25 protein-coding genes are annotated in these 23756 nt (G+C 64.7%); 15 read left to right on the top strand and 10 right to left on the bottom strand.

Features of this window, described 5'->3' with window-relative positions:
- Window positions 1-82: 82 nt before the first annotated feature.
- Window positions 83-349 carry a hypothetical protein gene (locus SE91_RS27655; RefSeq protein WP_060734722.1) on the top strand — a complete coding sequence of 89 codons (267 nt, stop codon included), beginning with the start codon at window positions 83-85 and terminating at the stop codon, window positions 347-349.
- Window positions 350-434: 85 nt separating this feature from the next.
- On the opposite strand, the gene SE91_RS27650 is transcribed toward SE91_RS27655, so the two are convergent.
- The gene (locus SE91_RS27650; protein WP_060734723.1) at window positions 435-620 is read right to left on the bottom strand and encodes a hypothetical protein; all 186 of its coding nucleotides are present in this window, start codon (window positions 618-620) and stop codon (window positions 435-437) included.
- A 141-nt stretch (window positions 621-761) separates the two neighbouring features.
- Entirely contained in the window at window positions 762-1457 is a 696-nt protein-coding gene (locus SE91_RS27645; protein WP_008543124.1) for a DUF1013 domain-containing protein, read from the bottom strand.
- Between the two features lie 264 nt (window positions 1458-1721).
- Between SE91_RS27645 and ispH the strand changes: the two genes are divergently transcribed.
- The 3 genes from ispH to rnhA are packed head-to-tail and all read left to right on the top strand — an operon-like array spanning window position 1722 to window position 4141.
- A complete protein-coding gene (ispH, locus tag SE91_RS27640; RefSeq protein ID WP_008543125.1) occupies window positions 1722-2690 on the top strand; it encodes a 4-hydroxy-3-methylbut-2-enyl diphosphate reductase in 969 nt (322 codons plus the stop codon).
- Between the two features lie 6 nt (window positions 2691-2696).
- Window positions 2697-3680 (top strand): homoserine kinase, encoded by a 984-nt coding sequence (locus SE91_RS27635; RefSeq protein WP_061849892.1) that lies wholly within the window; start codon window positions 2697-2699, stop codon window positions 3678-3680.
- Window positions 3677-4141, top strand: coding sequence for a ribonuclease HI (rnhA, locus tag SE91_RS27630; RefSeq protein WP_061849891.1), 465 nt, complete (start codon window positions 3677-3679; stop codon window positions 4139-4141). Before SE91_RS27635 ends, rnhA begins: the two co-directional genes overlap by 4 nt.
- 159 nt (window positions 4142-4300) lie before the next feature.
- On the opposite strand, the gene SE91_RS27625 is transcribed toward rnhA, so the two are convergent.
- From SE91_RS27625 to SE91_RS27600, 6 genes are all read right to left on the bottom strand, one after another.
- Complete coding sequence (locus tag SE91_RS27625; protein WP_008543132.1) at window positions 4301-4786, bottom strand: peroxiredoxin; 486 nt, start codon at window positions 4784-4786, stop codon at window positions 4301-4303.
- Window positions 4787-4897: 111 nt separating this feature from the next.
- Window positions 4898-5452 carry a DUF924 family protein gene (locus tag SE91_RS27620; RefSeq protein ID WP_061849890.1) on the bottom strand — a complete coding sequence of 185 codons (555 nt, stop codon included), beginning with the start codon at window positions 5450-5452 and terminating at the stop codon, window positions 4898-4900.
- 15 nt (window positions 5453-5467) lie between these two features.
- On the bottom strand, window positions 5468-7153 hold the full coding sequence (locus tag SE91_RS27615; protein ID WP_061849889.1) for a long-chain fatty acid--CoA ligase: 1686 nt from the start codon (window positions 7151-7153) through the stop codon (window positions 5468-5470).
- A gap of 188 nt (window positions 7154-7341) precedes the next feature.
- A complete protein-coding gene (locus SE91_RS27610) occupies window positions 7342-8847 on the bottom strand; it encodes a D-alanyl-D-alanine carboxypeptidase family protein (RefSeq protein ID WP_061849888.1) in 1506 nt (501 codons plus the stop codon).
- A 189-nt stretch (window positions 8848-9036) separates the two neighbouring features.
- Complete coding sequence (locus SE91_RS27605) at window positions 9037-10833, bottom strand: glucan ABC transporter ATP-binding protein/ permease (RefSeq protein WP_061851357.1); 1797 nt, start codon at window positions 10831-10833, stop codon at window positions 9037-9039.
- Window positions 10834-10916: 83 nt separating this feature from the next.
- The gene (locus SE91_RS27600) at window positions 10917-11966 is read right to left on the bottom strand and encodes an ABC transporter substrate-binding protein (protein ID WP_061849887.1); all 1050 of its coding nucleotides are present in this window, start codon (window positions 11964-11966) and stop codon (window positions 10917-10919) included.
- A 228-nt stretch (window positions 11967-12194) separates the two neighbouring features.
- Here SE91_RS27600 and SE91_RS27595 point away from each other — a divergent pair, with 228 nt between their 5' ends.
- The 7 genes from SE91_RS27595 to SE91_RS27565 all read left to right on the top strand — a co-directional run bounded on the left by SE91_RS27595 (window position 12195) and on the right by SE91_RS27565 (window position 18094).
- Window positions 12195-12563 carry a hypothetical protein gene (locus SE91_RS27595; protein ID WP_008543161.1) on the top strand — a complete coding sequence of 123 codons (369 nt, stop codon included), beginning with the start codon at window positions 12195-12197 and terminating at the stop codon, window positions 12561-12563.
- Window positions 12564-12676: 113 nt separating this feature from the next.
- Entirely contained in the window at window positions 12677-13081 is a 405-nt protein-coding gene (gene hisE, locus SE91_RS27590) for a phosphoribosyl-ATP diphosphatase (protein WP_008543163.1), read from the top strand.
- A gap of 168 nt (window positions 13082-13249) precedes the next feature.
- Window positions 13250-13831, top strand: a complete 582-nt coding sequence (locus SE91_RS27585) for a YqaA family protein (protein WP_008543164.1) — start codon at window positions 13250-13252, stop codon at window positions 13829-13831.
- A gap of 148 nt (window positions 13832-13979) precedes the next feature.
- Window positions 13980-14507 carry a hypothetical protein gene (locus SE91_RS27580; protein ID WP_061851356.1) on the top strand — a complete coding sequence of 176 codons (528 nt, stop codon included), beginning with the start codon at window positions 13980-13982 and terminating at the stop codon, window positions 14505-14507.
- 31 nt (window positions 14508-14538) lie between these two features.
- A complete protein-coding gene (locus tag SE91_RS27575) occupies window positions 14539-15939 on the top strand; it encodes an aspartate ammonia-lyase (protein WP_061849886.1) in 1401 nt (466 codons plus the stop codon).
- Window positions 15940-16204: 265 nt separating this feature from the next.
- Window positions 16205-17173: an NAD(P)H-dependent flavin oxidoreductase gene (locus tag SE91_RS27570; protein WP_061849885.1), complete on the top strand. Its 969-nt coding sequence runs from the start codon at window positions 16205-16207 to the stop codon at window positions 17171-17173.
- A gap of 147 nt (window positions 17174-17320) precedes the next feature.
- Window positions 17321-18094 carry a thioesterase family protein gene (locus SE91_RS27565; RefSeq protein ID WP_061849884.1) on the top strand — a complete coding sequence of 258 codons (774 nt, stop codon included), beginning with the start codon at window positions 17321-17323 and terminating at the stop codon, window positions 18092-18094.
- A gap of 337 nt (window positions 18095-18431) precedes the next feature.
- Here the strand turns inward: SE91_RS27565 and SE91_RS27560 are convergent, their stop codons facing one another.
- Window positions 18432-19994: an AMP-binding protein gene (locus tag SE91_RS27560; protein WP_061849883.1), complete on the bottom strand. Its 1563-nt coding sequence runs from the start codon at window positions 19992-19994 to the stop codon at window positions 18432-18434.
- Between the two features lie 99 nt (window positions 19995-20093).
- Between SE91_RS27560 and SE91_RS27555 the strand changes: the two genes are divergently transcribed.
- From SE91_RS27555 to SE91_RS27540, 4 genes are all read left to right on the top strand, one after another.
- On the top strand, window positions 20094-21059 hold the full coding sequence (locus tag SE91_RS27555) for an NAD(P)H-dependent flavin oxidoreductase (RefSeq protein ID WP_061849882.1): 966 nt from the start codon (window positions 20094-20096) through the stop codon (window positions 21057-21059).
- A 136-nt stretch (window positions 21060-21195) separates the two neighbouring features.
- Window positions 21196-21444 carry a hypothetical protein gene (locus SE91_RS27550; RefSeq protein ID WP_061849881.1) on the top strand — a complete coding sequence of 83 codons (249 nt, stop codon included), beginning with the start codon at window positions 21196-21198 and terminating at the stop codon, window positions 21442-21444.
- A gap of 135 nt (window positions 21445-21579) precedes the next feature.
- Window positions 21580-22293 carry a hypothetical protein gene (locus SE91_RS27545; RefSeq protein WP_061849880.1) on the top strand — a complete coding sequence of 238 codons (714 nt, stop codon included), beginning with the start codon at window positions 21580-21582 and terminating at the stop codon, window positions 22291-22293.
- Between the two features lie 86 nt (window positions 22294-22379).
- Window positions 22380-23090, top strand: a complete 711-nt coding sequence (locus tag SE91_RS27540; protein ID WP_061849879.1) for a hypothetical protein — start codon at window positions 22380-22382, stop codon at window positions 23088-23090.
- A gap of 69 nt (window positions 23091-23159) precedes the next feature.
- Here SE91_RS27540 and SE91_RS27535 read toward each other — a convergent pair whose 3' ends face one another.
- Window positions 23160-23384, bottom strand: a complete 225-nt coding sequence (locus SE91_RS27535; RefSeq protein ID WP_008543201.1) for a cysteine rich repeat-containing protein — start codon at window positions 23382-23384, stop codon at window positions 23160-23162.
- Window positions 23385-23756 lie beyond the last annotated feature (372 nt).

Here is a 23756-nt window from a genome sequence, read left to right as displayed (position 1 = left end):
CCATCAATGAGCAATCAAATGCCTTGATTTCGATGGATTGCCGGGTCAAGCCCGGCAATGACGAATGAGACAGGACCGATCAATGTCAGCCAACCTCGTGCGGTACGGCGCCATCTCGCTGCTCGCCATCGCTCTCTCCGCCTGCTCCTCGCGGTACCAGACGCCGGTTGCGGCGGGCGGCGACGACGACGACGCGGTGTGCCAGAGCCGCGGCTACGCGCAGGGCTCGCCGGAATACGCGGCCTGCCGCAAGGACCGCGACGTCCAGCGCAATGCCGCCATCGCCCGCGCCGACCGTCGTCAGCGCGATCTCGGCGAATACATGCTGAACAATCCCGTGCGGCCGTGATGTGCAGTTCGGCACTATCGTGCCGCAGCGCTGGCCCGTGATCGCGTTTTCTTTGCGAGAAGAGTTGGTTGAAGGAGGGCGCAGACTAGCTCGCGTGCACCGTCCGCGGATGCCGCTCATGCAGCAGCTTCGCCAGGGCGTCACGATCGCCGGGGCGGTCCTTGACCGCGATTTCGAACAAGGCTTCCTGGATATCTCGGGGCATGTCGCCCCACGCTGCCAGAACGGCGCGTCCCAGCATCGGAGCAAAATGGTCTTCGTCGTGCTGCATCGCTGATCCTCCGCGCTGAAAACAATGCAGGCTCGGCTACATCGTTCCTGCTCGCGGCATCGCAAAAGCTGCGCTCGCAAACAAAAAACGCGGCGGATCGCTCCGCCGCGTTCGAACCGGATGTCCGTGCAGGAAGGAAGACTACTCCTCCTCGTCCTCCTGCTTCTTGCCGCCGAGCGTCTTCAGCTTGGCGAACACGGCATCGACATTGAGGTCGTCGCTGGATTTCTCCGCGGGCTCGTACTCGTCCTTGCGGGTGGTCTCCGAGGCCGGCAGCAGGGTGGCGCCGCCATAGGCTGCGTCGATCGGCTTTTCCTTGGCCGCGCGTTGCACCTCGAAATCGAGCTCGATCTGCGAGCACAGGCCGAGGGTGACGGGGTCGATCGGGGTTAGGGACGACGTGTTCCAATGGGTGCGGTCGCGCACGCTGGCGATCGTGCTCTTGGTGGTGCCGACCAGGCGCATGATCTGGGCGTCCTTGAGCTCGGCATGGTTGCGCAGCAGCCAGAGGATGGCGCTCGGGCGCTCGTGGCGGCGCGAGACGGGGGTATAGCGCGGGCCCTTGCGCTTGGGCTGGGGCGGCAGCACCACCTTGCTCTCCTGGAGGCGGAGGCGGTAATCCGGGTTGTTCTCGCCCTTTTCGATCTCCTCGCGGGTCAGCTGGCCGTTGGAGAGGGGATCCATGCCCTTGATGCCCTGGGCGGCGTCGCCGTCGGCGATCGCGCGCACCTCGAGGGGATGCATCTTGGTGAAATCGGCGACCTGGTCGAAGGTCAGCGCGGTGTTGTCGAGCAGCCAAACGGCGGTCGCCTTGGGCATCAGAGGTGCGTTGCTCATGGCAAATCTCCTTTGTGCTTCGCCCACCCCTCTGGAGGCGAAACCGGTGGTCATCAGCGATGACAGGGAATTCGCGCTATATAAGCCCGGAGGGGGTGGACACGCAATGGTTCTGCTATAGATAGTGCCTTGACAGCGCCCGAAAGGGGGGCCCAATTCCTTTGAACCGCCGTACGGTTCGAGCCGACCCTTTCAAGCCAATTCCATCCATCGACCGCCCCCCGCCAGAAGGCGAAACGGGTGATTCGGTCCCGAGATCGCTCAATGTCAGCCAAACCAGACCTCAAGATCGTGCTTTGTTCTCCCCGCGGCTTCTGTGCCGGCGTGGTCCGGGCGATCGACACCGTGGAACGGGCGCTCGATAAATACGGCGCCCCCGTCTATGTTCGCCACGAGATTGTGCACAACAAATACGTCGTCGACGGGTTGAAGAAGAAGGGCGCGATTTTCGTCGAAGAGCTGGCCGAAATCCCCGAAAACACCACCGCGCCCGTGGTGTTCTCGGCCCACGGCGTGCCGAAATCGGTTCCGTCCGATGCCCAGTCGCGCAATCTGTTCTCGCTGGATGCGACCTGCCCGCTGGTGACCAAGGTGCACCGCGAGGCCGCGATCCACTTCAAGCGCGGTCGCGAGATCTTCCTGATCGGTCATTCGCACCACCCCGAAGTGGTCGGCACGCTCGGCCAGCTTCCGGTCGGCGCCGTGACCCTGATCGAGACCGCCGAGGACGCCAAGACCATCACGCCGAAGAACCCCGACAACCTCGCCTTCGTGACTCAGACTACGCTGTCGATCGACGACACCGCGGAGATCGTGGCGTTGCTCAAGGAGCGCTTCCCGAACATCAACGGTCCGCACAAGGAAGACATCTGCTACGCCACCACCAACCGCCAGCTCGCGGTGAAGAAGGTGGCACCGGTGGTGGACGCCTTGATCGTGGTTGGTGCTCCCAACTCGTCGAACTCGCAGCGCCTACGCGAGGTCGCCGAGCGCGAAGGCTGCAAGATCGCGGTGCTGGCGCAGCGCGCCACCGACATCGACTGGGACAAGTTCGGCAACATCACCAGCCTCGGCATCACCGCGGGCGCGTCCGCGCCCGAAGTGATCGTCGAGGAGATCATGGACGCGTTCGCCGAGCGCTACACCCTGCATGTGGAGACGGTCTCGGCCGCGGAAGAGAACGAGTTCTTCCCGCTGCCCCGTCAGGTGCGCCCCGAAGCCGCCGCCGAGTAGACCTTTATGGCGGTCTACACCGACGTTGCCGCCGACGAGCTTGCGGATTTTTTGAAGCAATACGATCTCGGCGAATTGCTCTCCTACAAGGGCATCGCCGAGGGCGTCGAGAATTCCAACTTCCTGCTGCACACGAGTGCGGGCTCGTTCATCCTCACGCTCTATGAGAAGCGCGTGGCGAAGAACGACCTGCCGTTCTTCCTCGCGCTGATGACGCATCTCGCCGAGCATGGCATCAACTGTCCCCTGCCGGTGAAGGCGAGGGACGGCGAGGCGCTGCGCGAGCTGTCGGGCCGTCCGGCCGCGATCATCACCTTTCTCGAAGGCATGTGGCCGCGCAAGCCGAACGTGAGCCATTGCGCCGGGGTCGGCGAGGCGCTGGCGAAGATGCACCTGGCCGGCGCCAACTTTACGATCAAGCGCGCCAATGCGCTCTCCGTCTCCGGCTGGCGGCCGCTGTTCGATGCGGCTGCAAGCCGTGCCGACGAGGTGCAGCCGGGCCTGCGAGCCTTTCTTTCCGCCGAGCTCGATCATCTCTCGAGCGGCGTCTGGCCCACCGATCTGCCGGAGGGCGTGATCCACGCCGATCTCTTCAACGACAACGTCTTCTTTCTCGGCGACCGGCTCTCGGGCATCATCGACTTCACCTTCGCCTGCAACGATATGCTGGCCTATGACGTCGCGATCTGCCTCAACGCCTGGTGCTTCGAGCCGGATCATTCCTTCAACGTCACCAAGGCGCGCGCCTTCCTCAACGCCTATGGCCGGGTGCGAAAGCTGACGACGGCGGAAGAGGCGGCGCTGCCGCTGCTCGCACGCGGCGCGGCGATCCGTTTCCTGCTGACGCGGCTGGTGGACTGGCTCAACGTTCCGCCCGGCGCGCTGGTGAAGCCGAAGGATCCCCTGGAATATGTCCGCAAGCTGCGCTTCCACCAGAGCGTGACGAGCGCACGCGATTACGGGCTGATGCCGTCAGGACTGGTGGCGTGAGCGAGCTTCCCAACGTCGCGATCTATACCGACGGCGCCTGCTCGGGAAATCCCGGGCCCGGCGGCTGGGGCGCGATCCTGAAGTTCGGCGACAAGGAGAAGGAGCTGAACGGCGGGCAGCCGCACACCACCAACAACCAGATGGAATTGATGGCGGCGATCTCCGCGCTCGAAGCCCTGAAGAGGCCGTGCACCGTCGATCTCTACACCGACAGCCAGTATGTCCGGCAGGGCATCACCGGCTGGATCTTCGGCTGGAAGCGCAACGGCTGGCGCACCGCCGACAAGAAGCCGGTGAAGAACGTCGAGCTATGGCAACGCCTCGATGCGGCGCTGAAGCAGCACGAGGTCCGCTGGCATTGGGTCAAGGGCCATGCCGGTCACCCCGAGAACGAGCGCGCCGATCAGCTGGCGCGCGACGGGATCGTGAAGGCAAGGCTGCAGCAGCGGGTGGGGGAGTAGGGCGAACTGGCAATCGCCACAAACTCAACTGTCATCGCCCGGCTTGACCGGGCGATCCAGTATTCCAGAGATGCTTGTGATCAAGCCGAGAAATCTCGGCGTACTGGATCGCCCGCCTTCGCGGGCGATGACAGTTGCGCAAGCGGCGCGAGCGCCGGCTTACAGCTGCCCGAGCAGTGTATCGCCGCCGGAGACCTCGACCTTGCCGGGCATCGCCTCGAGGTTCAGCTTCTTCACCACGCCGTCCTCGACCAGCATCGAATAGCGCTTGGAGCGGATGCCGAGGCCGTTGGCGGAGGCGTCCAGCTCCATGCCGATCGCCTTGGCGAATTCGGCATTGCCGTCGGCGAGGAAGATGGCCTCGTCGCGCTGGTCGGTGTCGCGCTTCCAGGCGTTCATGACGAAGGCGTCGTTGACGGAGACGATGGCGATGGTGTCGACGCCCTTGTCCTTCATGGCGTAGGCGTTGAGGAAGATGCTCGGCAGATGCATCTTGTGGCAGGTGCCGGTATAGGCGCCGGGCACCGCGAACAGCGCCACCTTCTTGCCTTTGAAGATATCGTCGGTGGTCTTCACCTGCGGGCCTTCCGCCGTCATCACGCGGAATTTCGCCTCGGGCAGCTTGTCGCCAGTCTGGATCGCCATCGTCAGTCTCCCTGAATTTCGGTCCCGCTTTTTAGACCGTGGCGCGGGCCTGCACAATATTGCCGGCGGCAGAAGCGGCGCGGGAGTGGCGGCCCGTTCACCCCGATGTCATCAGCCGGCAAACCCGCCGCCGTCGAGGAAGGCCTGCTCCGCCTCGGTGCTGTCGCGGCCGAGGACATTGTTGCGGTGGGGGAAACGGCCGAAGCGCTCGATGATGTCGGCGTGCTCGCGCGCGTATTTCAGGTTCTCGGCATTGTCGGTGTTCTCAAACAACGCGACGCAGTGCAGCTGGTCGGCTAGGTGCTCGGAATGCATGAAGGGCAGATAGAAGAATTCGAACAGGATGGGATCGACCCTGCGATCGACGCCGCGCGCAATGGCGCGGCGGGCGACCGCACGCGCCAGCGCATCGCTGGCAAAAGCCTGCGGCGTGCCGCGAAACATGTTGCGGGGAAACTGGTCGAGCACGATGACGAGCGCGAGCGCGCCCTCGTCGCTCGTCTCCCATGAGGCAAGCTCGCCGGCGGCCGCCTTCTGCCACAAAGCGAGAAAGCGGCGCCTGATCTCCGCGTCGAACGCGTCATTGCGCTTGTACCAGCGCGCGCGGCCGGCCTCGCGCCAGAAGGCGAGAATGCCCGATGGCGTGATGTCGCCGGCCTCCAGCATGAATGGATGGCGGCCTTACGCCGCCTCCGCCTTCTTCTCGTCGCGCAGCTGCCGGCGCAGGATCTTGCCGACATTGGTCTTCGGCAGGTCGTTGCGGAATTCGATGTGCTTGGGCACTTTGTAGCCGGTGAGCTGCTCCTGGCAGAACTTGATCACGGCTTCCGCCGTGAGGTTCGGGTCCTTCTTCACGATGAAGGCCTTCACCGCTTCGCCCGATTTGGAATCGGGAATGCCGATCACGGCGCATTCGAGCACGCCCGGATGGCTCGCGATCACTTCCTCGATCTCGTTCGGGTAGACGTTGAAGCCGGAGACCAGGATCATGTCCTTCTTGCGGTCGACGATCTTGGTGTAGCCCTTCTCGTCCATGATGCCGATGTCGCCGGTGCGGAAATAGCCGTCCGCGGTCATCACCTTCGCGGTCTCTTCCGGCTTGTTCCAGTAGCCCGACATCACCTGCGGGCCCTTGGCGCAGATCTCGCCGGCCTGGCCCAGCGGGACTTCATTGCCGTCGTCGTCGCGGATGGAGATGTAAGTCGAGGGTACGGGAATGCCGATCGAGCCGGTGAACTCGGTCGCGGTCGCGGGATTGCAGGTCAGCGTCGGCGAGGTCTCCGACAGGCCGTAACCTTCGGCGATGAAGCAGCCGGTGATCGCCTTCCATTGGTCGGCCACGGGGCGCTGCACCGCCATGCCGCCGCCGTTGGAAATCTTCAGCTTGGAGAAGTCGAGCTTCTTGAAATCCGGATGATGCATCAGCCCGTTGTAGAGCGTGTTCACGGCCGGGAAGCTGTTGACCTGGTATTTCGCCAGCTCCTTGACGAAGCCTGCGATGTCGCGCGGGTTGGGGATCAACAGATTGCAGCCGCCGGCGCGCACCGCGAGCAGGTAGCAGGCCGTCAGCGCGAAGATGTGATAGAGCGGCAGCGCGCAGACGATCATGAGCTGATCGACATGCGGCGGCGCGGCGAGCGCCGGCTGGAGCCAGGCGTCGTTCTGCAGCACGTTGGCGACGATGTTGCGGTGGAGCAGCGTGGCGCCCTTGGAGAGGCCGGTGGTGCCGCCGGTATATTGCAGGAAGGCGACGTCGCCGGGCGACAGCTTCGGCTTGTTGAAGGCCATGCCGCGGCCGGCCGAGAGCGCGTCGTTGAAGGACACCGCGCCCGGCAACGACCAGGCCGGCACCATCTTCTTGACGCGGCGAACCACGAGATTGACGATCACGCCCTTGAAGCCGAGCAAATCGCCCATACTGGCGACGACAACATGCTTCACGCCCGTCTTCGCGATCACCTGCTCGACGGTATGCGCGAAGTTCTCCAGCACGATGATGGCCTCGGCGCCGGAGTCCTTGAGCTGATGCTCGAGCTCGCGCGGGGTATAGAGCGGATTGACGTTGACCACCGCGTAGCCGGCGCGCAGCACGGCCGCGGTTGCGACCGGATATTGCAGCACGTTCGGCATCATGAGGGCGACGCGCGCGCCGCGCTGCAGTCCACGGCCCTGCAAATAGGCGGCGAGCGCGACCGACATCTGGTCGAGGTCGCGATAGCTGATCGACTTGTCCATGCAAATGAACGCCTTGCGGTCGGCGAACTTTGTGAAGCTCTCCTCCAGCAGGTCGACCAGCGATGCGTATTGCGTCGGCTCGATATCAGCGGGTACGCCGGGCGGATATTGCTTGAGCCAGATGCGCTCCATGGAAACTCCCCTCATCTCACTGAGCCCGTTGTGTCTCGGGCTTGCCTCATTGCCGCCAGTATCGAGCTTGCCGGAACGGGTGGCAAGCGGTTGAGGCTTAGGGCAAAGGTCGGAGAGTAGCCACTGGAATCATCGCAAACCGCGCTGCCGCAGTGCGAAGTGCGGGCGGCTCCGGAGGCGAGGGGACGTTAGCCGTTGTTGGCCGGCTTGGCGGCGGCGGGCTTAGTCGCGGCGGGGTTCGTCGCTGCCTTCGGCTTGGCGGGCTTGGCAGCCTGATCGCCGGTTGCCGCGGGCTTCGCGGCAGGTTTCGCCGCCGCATCGGGCTTGGCCGCGGCATGCTTGGGTCCGGCCGGCTTGGCCGCGGCCGGTTTGGCGGCGGTCTTACCGTCGCTCTTGGCATCAGCCGGCTTGGCGTCGGGCTTCGCCGCTGCCGTCTTGGTATCCTTGGGCTTCTCTGCCGGCTTGTCGGCGGCGTCCGGCTTCTTGGCAACGCGCGACTTCTTGCCACGCGGCTTGGACGCGGTCTGCTGGTCGGCGTCGGCCGCGACCGCGGCGATCAAGGCGGTGCCGGTGCGGGTCGGGCCGGTATAGACCAGCACGGGCTCGGTCGCAGCCGGCGCCGAGGCCATCAGCTCGGAGGCCTTCATCATCGGCGGCTGGAGCCCGGCGGTGAAGAAAGAAATCTGGGCTTCGCCGCCCGTGGCCGAGGCCGATCCGGACGCGGCGCCGCCATTGACCGCAATCAGTGCACCGTCGTCATCGCTGGCGGGGCGCTTGCGGTGAGGCCCGCACATCTCGTCGCGCAGGTTCGGCGGCGAGGCGTCGACCGGCACGAGATTGTCGACGGCGCCGAGCGAAGGACGCAGCCAGGTGAGATTGTCTTGAGCAAAACCGCGCTCGAGCAGCTGCGCCGCCTTCACCGCGCGCGCGGTGCCGGAATTGGCGCCCAGCACCACCGCGATCAGCCGGCGGCCGTTGCGCGTCGCGGAGGCCACGAGGTTGTAGCCGGAGGCACAGATGAATCCGGTCTTGAAACCGTCGGCGCCGGGATAGCGGCCGATCAGCTTGTTGAAATTGCCGGTGACGCGCTTGCCGAAGCGGATCGCCGGGATGTGCACGAAGTACTCGTATTCCGGCAGGTCGCGCAGGAAGGCGCGCGCCAGGATTCCGAGATCGCGCGCGGAGGTGACCTGGCCGTCGGCGGGCAGGCCGTTCGGATTGACGTAGCTTGTCTGCGTCATGCCGAGCTTCCTCGCGGTGTCGTTCATGATCGCGGAGAAACCGTCGACTGAGCCGCCGACGCCCTCGGCGAGCACCACGGCCATGTCGTTCGCCGACTTGACCATCATCATCTTCAGCGCGTTGTCGACGGTGACTTGCGTTCCCGGCGGGAAACCCATCTTCGACGGCGATTGCGAGGCTGCCGTCGGCGACACCGTGAGCAGCGAGTCCAGTGTCAGCCTGCCGTCCTTGACCGCCCTCAGCGTCACATAGGTCGTCATGATCTTGGTGACGGAAGCGGGGTACCAGGGAATGGTCGCGTTCTCCGCCTGCAACACCTTGCCGCTGTCGGCCTCGATCAGCAGCAGCGCTTCGGCGTTCGCCGCGCGTGGCCCGAGCAATGCGGCGCATGCGAGGCCAGCGGCGAACAGGTTGAACAGCGATTTGCGAAGCAGCGGGCGAAGGGCGTGCACTATCCGATTCCGGTCCTTGGAGATCCGCCGGATACGGTCGGTTCTCGTGATCTGATGTTCGGTTTTGAAATCCAGCGCCGCCGCTTGCGGCGTCGCAAACCTATACCGGCTGATGCGTCGAGAATAGGGGGGCCGATGGGGTATTCCGCAATGAAATAGGCCGAATTTCGACGATGCTATCGGGACTTGTTACGGGGACTTGGCTGCCGTCGCCGCAGTCTCGGCCGCCGTCACGCTGGCCCGTGCGTGTTCCTGAACCATGAATTGGGCCCTGGCGAGCTCGGCGAAATGGCCGCCTTTGGCCACGAGTTCATCGAAAGTTCCACTTTCGATCACCCGGCCGTTCTCGAACACCAAGATCCGCGTCGCGTTGCGGATGGTGGAGAGGCGGTGGGCGATCACGAAAGTGGTGCGGCCCCTCATCACTTCGTCGAGAGCGGCATTCACCTTGGTCTCGGTGACGGCGTCGAGCGCACTGGTTGCCTCGTCCAGGATCAGGATCGGGGGATCCTTCAGCAGCGCGCGGGCGATTGACAGCCGCTGCCGCTCGCCGCCGGACAGCATGCGGCCGCGTTCGCCGGCATTGGTCTCGAAGCCGCCGCTGCGTTCGATGAAGTCGAGCGCCTGCGCCCGCTCGGCCGCCTTGCGCATCTCGGCCTCGGTCGCATCCGGCTTACCGACGCGCAAATTGTCCGCGATCGAACGGTTGAACAGCAGCGCCTCCTGGAACACGACGCCGATGTTCCGTCGCAGCGAGGTCAGCGTCACGCCGCGCACGTCCATGCCGTCGATCTTGATGAAGCCGGACTGCGGATCGAAGGCGCGGTGCAGCAGCGCAATCGCCGTCGACTTGCCGGCGCCGGTCGGACCGACCAGCGCGATGGTCTGCCCGGGCAGCGCCGTGAAGGTGAGGTCCTCGATCGCCGGGCGTTTGCCGTCATAGGAGAAAGTGACGTCGTTGAACTCGACGAGGCCCGACAGTCTGCCGGCATCGATCGCATCTGGCCGGTCGTGCACCGCGGGTACGGCGTCGAGCACATTGAAGAACTCGCGCAGGCGCGGAGCCTCCATGAACACGTTGTTGATGAAGCTGACGACCTGCTCGAGCTTCTGGATCAGCATCGTCGCGAAGCTCACGAACATCACGATCTCGCCGACCGACGTCAGACCCTGGTCGTGCAGCGCGATGCCGAGCGTGAAGATCGCGAGCACCGTGATGGTGGTGGAGGCGCGGGTGATGACGGTGACGAGCGCCCACCAGGACAGCACCGGCATCTGCGCGGCCAGCAGCTCGTCCGCGACGGAGCGCAGGCCCTTCACCTCGGATTCGACGCGGACGAAGCTCTGCACCAGCGCGACGTTGCCGAGCGCATCGGAGGCGCGCGCGGACAGTTCGCTGTAATGCTCCTCGACCTCCATCTGCATGCCGAAGGTCTTGCGCACCACGAAGGTCGTCAGCGCGGTGAAGACGATGCAGAGCACGAACAGCAGGATCGCCAGACGCCAGTTCAGGTACAGCGACAGCGGCAGCAGCACCACGACCGAGAGGATCGCGGCGAAATGCTCGCGGAAGAAGCCGAGCCAGAGCCGCCACAAAGCATCCGTGCCGTTGAGCATGACCTTCATCAGCCGGCCCGAATGGGTGCCGGAATGGAAGGTCAGCGGCAGTTGCAGGATGTGCTCGAAATAATCGGTGAGCACCGCCTGGCGCTGGCGGTGCGAGAGCCGGTCGGCCTGCAGGGCTACGAGCGCGCTGCAGATGATGGTGAACAGCCCGAACGCGACCCAGGCGGTCAGGAACGGCCAGGCCGAGTTGGAGCCGGCGACGGTCTTGCCCGAGAGCACGTCGACGATCCGGCCGAACAGCACGGGCTCGGCGAATTGCGAAGCCGCCAACAGGAGATTGGCGACCGCGAGCAGCCAGCCCAGCCGCGCCTCCTTGCCGAGCAGCTCGATAACGCGGGTGTAGAGACGGAAGATAGACATGCGGGCGAAGGACTCGGCGAAGATGGAGCCCATATTCTAAGCAGCAATCGCCCGCGAGATACAGCGGAAGCTTGCGGTTTTGCTCAGTTGATCAGCCGCCCCACCACCGGCGGCAGGAATTGGTCGTCGAAGATCTCGCCCGCTGCCGGACGTTTCCGGAATTTGAACTCCTGCGCGATCTGCCCGACCGATCGCTCGAATCGCGCCGGGTCGACGCCGCCGAGACCGCTGTTCCTGACCTCGTCGGTCACGATGTTGTCGGCGAGGACGGTGCGCAGGCGTTCCAGCTCCAGGTTGCGGTCGCCGTCATCGATGCGGCTCGCGGCCTCCTCCGCCGCGCGGGCGGGCTCCCTGACGGTGGCGTTGATGCCCGCGATCAAGGCGCGGACGAAACCCTTCACGGCATCCGGCCTTGCTGCGGCGAAGGCGGGATTGACCACCACGGCAAAGCCATAGGCTTCGCAGCCATAGTCCGCATAGCGGAGCACGACGAGATCGGCTCCAGGCACGCCGCGGTCGCGCAGGTTCACCGCCGAGAGATAGCTTAAGCCCGCGACCGCATCGACCTGACCCGCGGAGAGAATCGGCTCGCGCACCGCCGCGCTGATCTTGTGGAATTTGACGCGCGATGCATTGATTCCGTTCTGCTGCGCCAGCGCCGGCCATAACCGCATCGACAGATCGCTGTCGGCAACGCCGACGGTCTTGCCGTCGAGGTCGGGCAGCAACTGGATGCCGCGACTCTTGCGCGCGACGATCGCGTAGGGTGCGCGGTTGAACAGCACGAACACGGCCTTGACCGGCGGCGCATGGTCCTTGTCGCGAAAGCGGATCAACTCGTTGATGTCGACGAGCGCGAGTTCGCTGTCGCCCTTGGCGACGCGCGCGAGCGCTTCCGGCGATCCGGCGACGGTGTTGAAGGACACGCTGAGATGCTCGGCGCCGAAGCTGCCATCCTTTGCGGCCAGGAAGAACGGCGCCATGCTCGCGTCCAGCGGACGGTCGAAGGTGAAGTGAATCGCGACGGAGGGCGCGGCGGTCTCGGCCGCGCCGACATCGCGTGCAATCAGCGCCGCAAGCGAGATCGAGAAGGCCAGCAGGCAACGAAGCGCGATCGTCCTGAATTCCGACATCGGTGGCGCCGGTCCCGCATTGTTATGATTTCGTGACGCTTGCAGCGCCGGCCGGCAGTCAGTCTGTCCGCGTCAACATGAACGGAGCATGAGCGGCGTTGCGGCATCGTTACGCAACCCTGTTCAGCTTGCGTTGGGGTTGGGGAACCCAACTTAGGTCATGCGGGTTTGTAGGTCATGAGCCTGTCCGCAGGCGTCCATTCCAGGTCCCAAAGGAGGGCCCAAGACATGTTCGAGCGATTCTCCAAGTTTGCGGGCCGAAAGGCCGTTCTTGCTACCGCCGCGGTGCTGGCGCTGACCTCGATTGCCCCGACCGCATCATATGCGGGCGGCCGCCACTGGCATCGTGGTGGAGGCGGCGTAGCCGCAGCTGCGGCTTTCGCTGCCATCGGCACGGGTCTCGCCATCGCCGCCAGCCGCGATGCCTATGCTTATGATTACGGTCCGGGCTACGGCTATTACGGCGGCCCGGCCTATTACAGCGCGCCTGCCTACGGCCCCTATTATGGTCCGGGCCCGAACTTCCAGTATCAGCGCTATGGCGGCACCGCTCCGTCCGAGTATTGCGGCCAGGGCTACTACCAGAATTGCTACTAGCCCGCAGCGAAGGGTTGACTATGACGGGCCGTCGCGCTTGGCGGCGGCCCGTTTTCTGCTTTTATTGTCGCGCGTTAACGCGCTCGCCATTTGTTTAGAGTAGTTTTGAGTACATGAGTGATTCGCTTGAGCGGCTATATCTGGCTGTGCTCGCGGCCAGAGACCTTGATCCGGCAACATCGCGTACGGCCCGGCTGTTTCAGCGCGGTCCTTCCAAAATGGCGAAGAAGCTGGCCGAAGAGGCCATCGAAGTCGTGATCGATGCGGTCAATGGCGACAGCGAGGCCGTGATCCGGGAAAGCGCCGATCTGCTCTACAATCTCACGGTGCTGTGGGCCTCGGCCGGGGTACGCCCCGAGGACGTCTGGCAGGAGATGACCCGGCGTGAAGACATGCTCGGCATTGCCGAGAAGCTGCCGAAATCACCGATGAAGCTGCCCAAAGTCGCGTCACCGCGCGTTGCCGCCAGGCGGCCAATTGTCGCGCTCGAAGGACGCGGGGCACGCAAGCGCCATTAAGGCGCGATCAGATCAGGATGAATGAGCCATCGCGCCTTAGCCTTTTGTTTGAGCATGCTCTTTTCGGAAAGGCGCTGCGCACGTTTCCCGATCATGCTCTAGAAACGTCATAATTCGTCTCAATCTCGGCATGGACAAATCCGTCCCATGGTGCTTCATCGCGGCGCCATGCTGAAACGTATCTACGACTGGTGCATCGACGCCGCCCACAAGCCCTATGCGCTCTGGATCATGGGCATTGTGTCTTTTGCCGAAAGCTCCTTCTTTCCGGTCCCACCGGACGTGATGCTGATTCCGATGTCGCTGGCGCGCCCGGAACGCGCCTGGTTCTATGCCGCGGTCTGCACCGTCACCTCGGTGCTCGGCGGCGTGGTCGGCTACGCCATCGGCGCGCTGCTGTTCGACTCGGTCGGCCAATGGCTGATCCAGGTCTACGGCCTCGCCGACAAGGTCGACGCCTTCCGCGCCTCCTATGCGGAGTGGGGTGCGGTCATCATCCTGCTCAAGGGTTTGACTCCGATCCCCTACAAGCTCGTCACCATCACCTCGGGCTTTGCCGGCTACAACATCCTCCTGTTCATCCTGTGCTCGATCGTCGCGCGCGGCGGACGCTTCTTCGTCGTTGCGATCCTGCTCAACCGCTATGGCGATTGGATCCGGGTCAGGATCGAGCGGCATCTCGGATTGTGGGTCGCGCTCGGCGCCATTGTGCTGGTGCTCGGCTTTGTGATTGCGATCAAGTTGATCTAGCGTCATCCGAGCCGGGATGGCTGCGTCAGCGCGAAGCGTGAAGCAGCCCTCTCGCGTCGACGAGCACAGGCCGCGGTCGCGAAGATCATGCTCACGCGAGAGCACCGTGCCGCTTTGCCGCGGCGCCGGCATCGGCTACGTTGCCACGATGATGGGTCGATCCGGCAATCCGGCCGTGCGGTTCGAAACGCTGATTTCAGTAGTGGCGCTGATCCTGCTCTGCCCCGGCGGGGTCGGATGGACGCAATCTGCGCCGCCGACGCTAGGCCTCCAGCAGCCGGGGACGCAGGCCGCGCCGTCGACGCCCGCGCCATCGCCTCCGCGTGAGGAAAATCCCGGGCTGATCAACGAGATGGGGAAGCTGTTCGACAAGCTGCCCTCGATCCTGCCGCCGATCAAAAGCCCGAGCGAGACCATGAACGATCTGTCGCGGCTGGCGAAGCCGTCCACCATGGTGTCGGGGCGCGTGGCCTGTCCGGCCTCATCGAACGGCGCGCCCGACTGCAAGCAGGCCGCTGACCAGCTCTGTCAGAGCAAGGGCTATAAGGAAGGCAAGAGCCTGAATGCCGATTCCGCCGAGAAATGCTCGGCCAAGGTCCTGATCCCGGGCCGGCAGCGCAAGCCGGACGATTGCCGCGCCGATACTTTCGTGACCAGCGCGCTGTGCCAGAACTGAGCGACTCGCGCGCATGCATCAAGGAGCGCCCATGAGCCGTACGGAGCAGGATTTCCTCGGACAGCGTGAGATCGCCGACGACATCTATTACGGCGTTCAGACCATCCGGGGTAAGGAGAACTTCCACATCACCGGCATTCCGATGAACCAGGAGCCTTACTTCGTGAAGGCGCTTGGCTACGTCAAGAAGGCCGCTGCCATGGCCAATCGCGATCTCGGCGCGATCGACGCCAAAGTCGCGGACGCGATCATCCTGGGCTGCGACCGCGTCATCTCCGGCGACATGATGGACCAGTTCGTCACAGACTTCATCCAGGGCGGCGCCGGCACGTCGACCAACATGAACGCCAACGAGGTGATCGCCAACCTCGCGCTGGAATCGCTCGGCTTCGGCAAGGGCGACTATCAGCATGTCAGCCCCAACGATCACGTCAATTACGGCCAATCTACCAACGACACCTATCCGACCGCATTTCGTCTCGCCCTGATCCTGCGGCTCGAGAGCTACATGACGGCCCTGCGCCAGCTTCAGGAGGCTTTCTTCGCCAAGGGCCGCGAATTCGATCGCGTGCTGAAGATGGGGCGGACGCATCTTCAGGACGCGGTGCCGATGTCGCTCGGCGCCGAATTCCGGGGCTGGGGCACCACGATCGGCGAGGAGGTCGATCGCATCTCGGAAGCGCGCGCCTTGCTGCGCGAGATCAATCTCGGCGCCACCGCGATCGGCACCTCCGTGACCGCGGCCGTCGGCTATCCCAAGCTCGCGGTCCGGCATCTCAGTGCGCTCACCGGCGTCGACTTCATCCTCGCCGGTGATCTCGTCGAGGCGACCTCCGACACCGGCGCCTATGTGCAGCTCTCCGGCGTCCTCAAGCGCACCGCCAGCAAGCTGACCAAGATCTGCAACGACATTCGCCTGCTTGCCTCGGGCCCGCGCGCCGGCTTCAACGAGATCAACCTCCCGCAGCTTCAGCCGGGCTCCTCGATCATGCCCGGCAAGGTCAATCCGGTGATCCCCGAAGTGGTCAACCAGACCAGCTTCCTCGTCATCGGCCTCGACACCACGGTGACGCTGGCGGCCTCCGCCGGCCAGCTCCAGCTCAACGTGATGGAGCCGGTGATCTCGTTTGCGCTGTTCTTCTCGATCCGAACCATGGAGCGTGCCGTCAACAGCCTGCGCGAGAATTGCGTCGTGGGCATCACCGCCAACGAGGAGCATACCCGCAACATGGTGCTGAACTCGCTCGGCATCGTCACCGTGCTGAAGCCGCTGCTCGGCTACAAGCAATGCGCCGAGATCGCGCGCGAGGGCTACAAGAGCGGCAAGTCGCTGCACCAGATCGTCGTGGTCGAACGTAAGCTGCTGACGCAGGAGAGATGGGACGAGATGTTCTCGTTCGAGCGGCTGATCAATCCGGATTTGATCGGGTAGCGGTTGATTGTAAGCAGCTCTCGCGGCGTCATTGCGAGGAGCTCTTGCGACGAAGCAATCCAGGCTGCCTCCGCGGAAACAGTCTGGATTGCTTCGCTTCGTTCGCAATGACGGAGAAAGCGGACGGGTAGGAATTCCGCCATTTGGAATTGCCGCAGCCCCGTCCGCGCACGACGTCATAACGCAATACTTGACAGTGGAAAGATTGCCTTGTTGGTATCATTCCAATCTTCAATTTTGAGCGCCAAGAGAGGATCGTTCCGCAATGTCCATGCCTGTCTTGTTTAGGGGACGCCTGTCGATCCCGGTGATCGGTTCGCCGCTCTTCATCATCTCGGTGCCCGACCTCGTGATTGCGCAGTGCAAGGCGGGCGTGGTCGGCTCGTTTCCGGCACTGAACGCGCGGCCGCCGGAGCTGCTCGACGAGTGGCTGGCGCGGATCACCGAAGAGCTCGCGGCCTATGACCGTGCCCATCCGGACAGGCCGTCGGCGCCGTTTGCGGTCAACCAGATCGTGCACAAGTCGAACAACCGTCTCGACCACGACATGCAGCTCTGCGCCAAGTACAAGGTGCCGATGATCATCTCCTCGCTCGGGGCACGCGAGGAGCTGAACCAGGCCGTGCACGGCTGGGGCGGCATCGTCTTCCACGACGTCATCAACCAGAAATTCGCGCACAAGGCGATCGAGAAGGGCGCCGACGGCCTGATCCTGGTCGCGGCCGGCGCCGGCGGCCATGCCGGCACCATCTCACCGCTCGCCTTCGTCGCCGAGACGCGAAAATGGTTCGACGGTCCGATCGCGCTGTCGGGCGCGATCGGCAACGGCAAGGCGATCCGCGCCGCGCGCATCCTCGGCGCCGACTTCGCCTATATCGGCTCGGCCTTCATCGCGACCAAGGAAGCCAACGCGGTCGAGCGCTACAAGGAGATGATCGCCGGCTCGACCGCCGACGACATCGTCTATTCCAACCTCTTCACCGGCGTGCACGGCAATTATCTGAAGCCCTCGATCCTCGCCGCCGGCATGGATCCGGAAAACCTGCCGACCTCCGATCCCTCCAAGATGAATTTCGGCACCGACGCCTCCGGCGAGCGCGCCAAGCCGAAGGCCTGGAAGGAGATCTGGGGAAGCGGCCAGGGCATCGGCAGCGTCGACGGCATCCTACCCGCCGCCGACCTGATCGCGCGCTTCAAGAAGGAATACGAGGAAGCGGTCGATCCGCCGTTGTGACCCTCTCGTGTCCCGGACGCGCTGCAGCGTGCAACGCTGCTGCGCAGAGCCGGGACCCATCGCGCTAACGTATGGACCCCGGATCAGCAGCGCACCGCTAGGCGCTGCACAGCGTCCGGGGAACGTCAACTGAGACTGATTGAACCCATGTCCGCCATCTATCGCGTCGACGGCAACAACGTCGTCACCAGCCCGGACGCAGCCGGTCCCTGGGACCGGCGCATGCAGCATGGTTCGGCGCCGGCGTCGCTGGTGACGTGGGCGGCCGAACGCATCCCGACACCGGTGCCGATGAACATCGCGCGCGTGACCATCGACCTGATGCGTCCGGTGCCCGTCGCGCCGCTCACGATCGCGACCGAAATCCTGCGCGAGGGCCGCAAGATCCAGCTCTGCGAGATCAAGCTGCTGGCGGACGGCGTGCAGGTGGTCGGTGCCACCGTGCTCAAGATCAAGGCGCAGGCGCAGACGCTGCCCGCTAACGTCAAAGAGCTCCCGGTGACGTTGCCGTCACCGGAGGACTCGCTGGTCGAGGACGGTCACGCCGCCACCAGCCCGTTCGTGCGATCGGTCTCGATGCGCGCCGCGCGCGGCCGCTTCGGCCAGGCCGGCGCGGGCGCGATCTGGTTTCGCGTCGACCATCCGCTCATCGAGGGCGAGACCATCTCGCAGGCGATGCGTGCCGTGGTCGCCGCCGACTTCTCCAACGGCACCGCCTCCTCGCTCGACTTCCGCGCCTGGACCTACATCAACGCCGATCTCACCGTGAGCTTTTCGCGCCAGCCGGTCGGCGAGTGGATATTGCTCGACGGTGAATCCTGGATCGGTCCCGACGGCGCCGGCCTTGCGATGTCGCGGCTGGCGGACCGGCAGGGCTATTTCGGCCGGGCGGTGCAGAGTCTCGTGATCGAGAAGCGGTGAGCGTAACGGCTGCCCCGCAAGCCCTCAGCCGATTGAACGGCAGGCTTCCGCCGCCGCGGAAGGGATGCTTAGTCGTGTTCGACGCCGGCATCCTGCCAGTTCACATGCCGTAGAAGATCTTGATCCCCCACAGCATCACGATGATAGCCGTGATCAACGTGATCGCGGCGACTGCACTTTCCAGGGAAGCGACTCTCATTTTACTCTCCGCTTCCCAGCCCCGTCAGCGGTCTAGTTGATTCCCGGATTCGCGAGCAATCGTGCGGGCGTCGTCGGCGCGTACTCCGCGGCACATTGTGGTGTCCCGGCCACAACAACACCGTAGAATTCCGGGGTTCTACCCTACCATTCGGTCCCGCCCACTCCAGAAGCCCGCACGCAGTACCTTCTTGTCGACCTTGCCGACGCCGGTCATCGGCAGCTGCTTGACGAACTGGATCTGCTTTGGTGCATGCGCCGAGCCCTTTCGCGTCTTTACGAGGTTGATCAGCTCGTCGGGATCTGGCCGTGCGCCCTCGCGCGGCACGACGACGGCCGTGACCGCCTCGCCCCATTTCTCGTCGGGAATGCCGACGACGGCGACCATCGCGACGTCGGCGTGCTGCGACAGCACGTCCTCGACCTCGCGCGGGAAGATGTTGAAGCCGCCGGAAACGATCATGTCCTTCTTGCGGTCGAGGATGAACATGTAGCCACGCTCGTCCCTGCGCGCGATGTCGCCGGTGTGGACCCAGCCGTTCTTCAGCGTCGCGGCGGTGATGTCGGGCCGCTTCCAGTACTCCGCCATCACGTGTGGCGCACGCACGCAGATCTCGCCGGCCTCGCCCGTCTTCACCTCCTGGTCGTCGTCATCGAGGATCCTGACCTCGCAGGCCGCGATCGGAAAGCCGCAGGACAGGAACAGCTCGGGCCTGCTGGGATCGTGGTCCGCCTTGCGCAGCACCGAGACGGGATAACATTCGGTCTGGCCATAGAGCTGCGAGAACACCGGCCCGATGCGTTCGATTCCTTCGACCAGCCGGCTCGGCGACATCGCGGAGGCGCCATAGAGCACCAGCTCGAGCGAGGAGAGATCCGTCTTGTCTAGCGCAGGCTGATCCAGCAGCACGTAGACCATGGTCGGCACGAACAGCGTGAAGTTGATGCGCTCGCGCGCGATCGTGGCCAGCACGGCTTCGGGATCGAAACCCTTCAGCATGTGCACGGTGCCGCCACGCATCAATGTCGGCAGCACCTTCGTGCCCGCGACGTGACTGATCGGCGCGACCGTGAGATAGCGCGCGGCCTCGGGAATCTCGAAATCGGCGAGGATCGCGCCGGCGGCGCCGGCATTTTCGCGATGATAGCGCAGCGCGCCCTTGGATTTGCCGGTCGTACCGCCGGTGTAGTTCAGCGTGGCGAGATCGTCGGGGCCGGCGAGGCACTGCGCGCTAGCATGTCCCCCATTCTCGATCGCCGCCAACAGGTCGACGCCGTAGGCGGCCGGGCCCATGGTGAAGACGGCCTTCAGCCGCCCGGCTTTCGCAGCGAGCTCGCCGCCGCGATCGCGGAAGGCGGCGGCATCGACCACCAGCATCTCGGCTTCGGAATCCTCGAGCTGAAACAGCTGGTCCTCGAGCGACCCCAGCGGATGCAGCCAGGTGATGCAGAGCCGGGCCAATTGCGCCGCGACACCGGCGCACCAGGTGTCGGCGCGGTTTGCGGTGAGGAAGGCGACGCGCGCGCCGGGCTGCAGGCCGAGCCGCATGAACACGCCCTGGATACGTCCGATCAGGTCGATAGTGCCCTGATAGCTCAGCGTTCCGCCGGGCCAGGCGAAGGCGGTGCGATCGGGATAGCGCGACAGCGCCCGTAGCGTCTGCGCACAAGCCGGGGACGATGCGTGGAGCGGATCAGGCATATGTTTCCTCGTTGCTTTGTCACCGGCTTCTGACGTGCCAATGTTACGATGACGCTAGCACAGCGAATGCGGGATGAAAGCCCGCGCAGGGAGGCGAGCTTGCCATCGGATCGACTGCAACGTTTCGGCGATCGTCTCGCGCTGCCGCTGATCGCGGCGCCGATGTTCCTGGTCTCGGGCGTCGAGCTGATGGTCGCGGCCTGCCGGAGCGGCGTGATCGGCAGCTTTCCCACCGCGAATTGCCGTGGCACGGAACAGCTCGATGACTGGCTCACCACGATCGAGATTCGGCTGCGGCAGCACGAGGAGCAAACCGGACGCAGGGCCGCGCCGCTCTGCCCCAATCTGATCGTGCATCGCTCCAACGCGCGGCTCGCGCAGGATCTCGCCGTGCTGCTGCGGCACAAGCCGGAGATCGTCATCACCTCGGTCGGCTCGCCCGCGCCCGTGTTGAAGCCGCTGCACGATGCCGGCGCATTGGTGCTGGCCGATGTCGCGTCGATCCGCCACGCCGAACGCGCGGCCGAAGCAGGCGCCGACGGGCTGGTGCTGCTGACGGCCGGCGCTGGCGGCCAGACCGGCTGGCTCAATCCATTCGCCTTCGTCCGCGCGGTCCGCGCATTCTATGACGGCATCATCGTGCTCGCGGGCGGCATCAGCGACGGCCGCGCGCTGCATGCTGCCGAAGTGCTCGGCTGCGATCTCGGTTATATGGGCACCAAGTTCATCGCGACGCGCGAGAGCATGGCGGACGACCGCTACAAGCGGATGCTGGTCGAGAGCAGCGCCGACGACATCCTGCTCACCACCGCATTCACGGGTCTTCAGACCAGCATGCTGAGGCCGTCGATCCTGGCCGCAGGCCTCGATCCCGACGACCTGCCGGCGCATGGAGCGATCGACATCGCCAAGGATATCGACGTTGCCGCGCGCGAAAGCCGGCCGAAGCGCTGGCGGGACATCTGGAGCGGCGGGCACTCGACCTCCGGTGTCACTGAGGTGCTCGCCGCCGGCGATCTCGTCGCCCGGACGGTTGCCGAATATCGCGATGCGGCCGGGCGGTAGGCCGTGCGGGAGACGAGGCGCGACCCCCGCCCACGGTTAATCCAGCGCTCTCCCGCCCCGTCCATTTAACGGCAGATTAACCATCGCCCGCCAAGAATCCCCTCATGGCCGCCAATCAGGACGAGAGGGACAGGCGATGGATTTCGACTATCTCAACAGCAAGACAGCCGCGACGCTGGATGAAATCCGCGTTCGCGTGGCCCACGCGCTGGCCCGTCACCCGCTCTGCCGCAACGTCCGCTTCGACATCGTCAGCGTTCCCCGCACCCGCCGGGGCGGCAATTGGACGGTGACGCTGCAATCGGTCGAGCCCCGCGCGGTCTGGGAGGCCTCCGAGATCGTCGCCGACATCCAGAACGCCTACGACCTTCGCGCAGCTGCCTGATTTAGTTCGCTTTTTCGGAGCGTGTCGCGGTCGGCATAGCGATTGTCGCAACGAAGGCACACTCAAGCCTTATTTCGTGCCTTTTTCCTCGGCAACGTTAACAAACTCGTGAAGTGCCTGCTCCCGGAGGGACGTTTGTCCAAAGCCATCACCATCACCGTGCTGACCTGTTTTCTCGTCCTCGGCGCCGCCACGACCGCCATTCTCGGCCGTGACAGCGTGCCCAGTGTCAGTGCGGAGATGATCTCGCAGACGCCTCCGGCCAAGCCGCTCGCCGCCAACCGCGCCGCCAAGGCCGATCGTCTGGTTCCCACCCTGGCGCTGGCCTCGGCCGCCTTCGAGCCGGTCCAGGTCGCTGCCGACAAGCTGGCCCAGGCCCCGGCGCTGACAGAGCCGCTGCGGCAGGCTTTTGCCGCCGCTACGCCCTCCGACTTTCCGATGCCGAAGCCGAGCGTGAACGAGGCGCCCGCCGCGGCGGAGGTACCCGCCGTCGAAGTCCCCGCCGCCAAGCCGAAGGTCGTGGCCAAGCCGCAGCCGCAGAAGAACTACACGCTGCTGTCCGACGCGCAGATCGCGGGCATCAGGGATCGCCTGAAGCTGTCGTCGTCGCAGGAATATTATTGGCCGTCGGTCGAGACCGCGCTCCGCAACGTCGTCCGCAAGATCTCTGCCAACAAGCTCTCCAACCCGAATGCGCCTGGCGTGCCGATCGATCCGAATTGCGACGAGGTCCAGCAGTTGAAATCGGCGGCGATGCCGCTGTTGTTCCAGCTGCGTGACGACCAGAAAGAGGAAGTACGCAAGCTCGCCCGCATCATCGGGCTGGAGAAGGTCGCGCAGCAGATCTGACGCGCAAGTTCCTTTCGGAACTGCTTTCGTACCAGGAACATCTGGCAATCAACGTGCGTTGCTCGCTCCAAAGAGGGAGTGGATCAATGCGCGCCTCGACAGCCTATTTCGTCGGTGCCGGAACCATCATCGCGGCCATCGCCATTGGTCTCGGCGGCGGCATCGTCGCCGGCAACATCATGAATCCGGTTTCGTCCAAGCAGGGCCCGGACACCAGCAAGATGGCGCAACGCGCCGAATCCGCGGGCACGCCGGCGGCGACCAACACGCCATCGGAACGCGTGAATTATCTCACCGGCTCGCAAGCCTTCGGGGCGATGATCGCCACGCCGGCGCAGGCCGAAGCCAAGCCTGAAGCTGTAAAGGCTGACCCTCAACCCGCTCAGGCAAATGTTGCGCCGACACCGCCGCCTTCGCAGGCCGCTGGAGTCGAGCCGCCCAAGGAACAGGCCAAAGGGCAGGTCAGGGAACAGTCCAAGCCGGCAATCGCATCGTCACCGAGAGCAGTCAATCCGGCCGAGCAGCAGGCATCGGCCGACCCGGCCGTTTCGGTTGACAACGCCTACGCCAAAGCCAGGGATTCCGACGTGAAGCGCGCCGCGTCCGAGCGACGCCGGATCGAGCGACGGGCCGAGCGCCGCCATTACTACGAGGCTCGCGAGCCGCGCGGCATGCGCGACCGCACCGATTGGGACGACGTCGCGCGCAACATCCGCGAGGATTCGGATGCGCGCGACTATGCAGGCCGTTCGCGCGGCGGCTTCCCGCAGATCAGGCTGTTTGGGGACGACGACTGACACCCGCCGAGCTCGGCGAAATGGAAGCCGGGTTCGCTCCGCTGGAAGCGCACCCGGAGCGAGGCCGGCTCAGCCTCCGCGAGACTCCACGACCTTGCGGCAGCCGTCCGAAAGCTTGCTCTTGTTCTCACGCAGGCAGGCATTCATCTGCGGCGGCTTGCCGACATGCTCGGCGCAGAATTTGCTGGCATCGCCGCGGCAGGCCATCTGCTCCTGCAGCGTCGGGCCCGATTGCGCAGCGGCGGACAATGCGGTGGCAGCGAGAAGCAGTGCTGCAAGAACCGAAATCTTCATAAAACACCTCTTTGGAATTGTCGTTGGTCCCGCCTGGGATCAAGCGGCCGCACGATCCCGCAAAGGTGGCGCGCAGGTCCATGCCATGTTCATGGCACCGGGTGCGTCCTCCCGGCCGCCGCACCCCCATCTTCATGGCATGTATCCGCACACGGTCTTTTGCCATTCAGGCTGCACGTCGGCCGCGAAATCCGGAATTGCACCGGGACGCCGAACGGGAAGCAGGAGAGCAAGATGTCGAAAAGAGCGGGAGCGCTGAGCGCTGGGCTGACGATCATGGCGCTGGCGGGTGCGGCGATGGTGTCGCTGGGCACGAGCCCGGCGCAGGCTGTGGTCTATTGCAAGACCGTCGGCGTGCCCAAGGGCTGCGTG

Origin of the sequence: Bradyrhizobium sp. DOA1 (genome assembly GCF_001593325.1) — a bacterium.
In the GTDB taxonomy this organism is placed as follows: domain Bacteria; phylum Pseudomonadota; class Alphaproteobacteria; order Rhizobiales; family Xanthobacteraceae; genus Bradyrhizobium.
The sequence above is the reverse complement of the archived record's forward strand: the minus strand, read 5'-3'. Positions and strand labels throughout refer to the sequence as shown.

Coding starts and splice junctions, on each gene's coding strand:
- SE91_RS27635 (WP_061849892.1), top strand. CDS start 2,697: ATGGCGGTCTACACCGACGTTGCCGCCGACGAGCTTGCGGATTTTTTG.
- ispH (WP_008543125.1), top strand. CDS start 1,722: ATGTCAGCCAAACCAGACCTCAAGATCGTGCTTTGTTCTCCCCGCGGC.
- SE91_RS27645 (WP_008543124.1), bottom strand. CDS start 1,457: ATGAGCAACGCACCTCTGATGCCCAAGGCGACCGCCGTTTGGCTGCTC.
- SE91_RS27605 (WP_061851357.1), bottom strand. CDS start 10,833: ATGTCTATCTTCCGTCTCTACACCCGCGTTATCGAGCTGCTCGGCAAG.
- SE91_RS27615 (WP_061849889.1), bottom strand. CDS start 7,153: ATGGAGCGCATCTGGCTCAAGCAATATCCGCCCGGCGTACCCGCTGAT.
- SE91_RS27620 (WP_061849890.1), bottom strand. CDS start 5,452: ATGCTGGAGGCCGGCGACATCACGCCATCGGGCATTCTCGCCTTCTGG.
- SE91_RS27560 (WP_061849883.1), bottom strand. CDS start 19,994: ATGCCTGATCCGCTCCACGCATCGTCCCCGGCTTGTGCGCAGACGCTA.
- SE91_RS27565 (WP_061849884.1), top strand. CDS start 17,321: ATGTCCGCCATCTATCGCGTCGACGGCAACAACGTCGTCACCAGCCCG.
- SE91_RS27600 (WP_061849887.1), bottom strand. CDS start 11,966: ATGTCGGAATTCAGGACGATCGCGCTTCGTTGCCTGCTGGCCTTCTCG.
- SE91_RS27540 (WP_061849879.1), top strand. CDS start 22,380: ATGCGCGCCTCGACAGCCTATTTCGTCGGTGCCGGAACCATCATCGCG.
- SE91_RS27575 (WP_061849886.1), top strand. CDS start 14,539: ATGAGCCGTACGGAGCAGGATTTCCTCGGACAGCGTGAGATCGCCGAC.
- SE91_RS27655 (WP_060734722.1), top strand. CDS start 83: ATGTCAGCCAACCTCGTGCGGTACGGCGCCATCTCGCTGCTCGCCATC.
- hisE (WP_008543163.1), top strand. CDS start 12,677: ATGAGTGATTCGCTTGAGCGGCTATATCTGGCTGTGCTCGCGGCCAGA.
- SE91_RS27625 (WP_008543132.1), bottom strand. CDS start 4,786: ATGGCGATCCAGACTGGCGACAAGCTGCCCGAGGCGAAATTCCGCGTG.
- SE91_RS27570 (WP_061849885.1), top strand. CDS start 16,205: ATGTCCATGCCTGTCTTGTTTAGGGGACGCCTGTCGATCCCGGTGATC.
- SE91_RS27650 (WP_060734723.1), bottom strand. CDS start 620: ATGCAGCACGACGAAGACCATTTTGCTCCGATGCTGGGACGCGCCGTT.
- SE91_RS27580 (WP_061851356.1), top strand. CDS start 13,980: ATGATGGGTCGATCCGGCAATCCGGCCGTGCGGTTCGAAACGCTGATT.
- SE91_RS27535 (WP_008543201.1), bottom strand. CDS start 23,384: ATGAAGATTTCGGTTCTTGCAGCACTGCTTCTCGCTGCCACCGCATTG.
- SE91_RS27550 (WP_061849881.1), top strand. CDS start 21,196: ATGGATTTCGACTATCTCAACAGCAAGACAGCCGCGACGCTGGATGAA.
- SE91_RS27585 (WP_008543164.1), top strand. CDS start 13,250: ATGCTGAAACGTATCTACGACTGGTGCATCGACGCCGCCCACAAGCCC.
- SE91_RS27595 (WP_008543161.1), top strand. CDS start 12,195: ATGTTCGAGCGATTCTCCAAGTTTGCGGGCCGAAAGGCCGTTCTTGCT.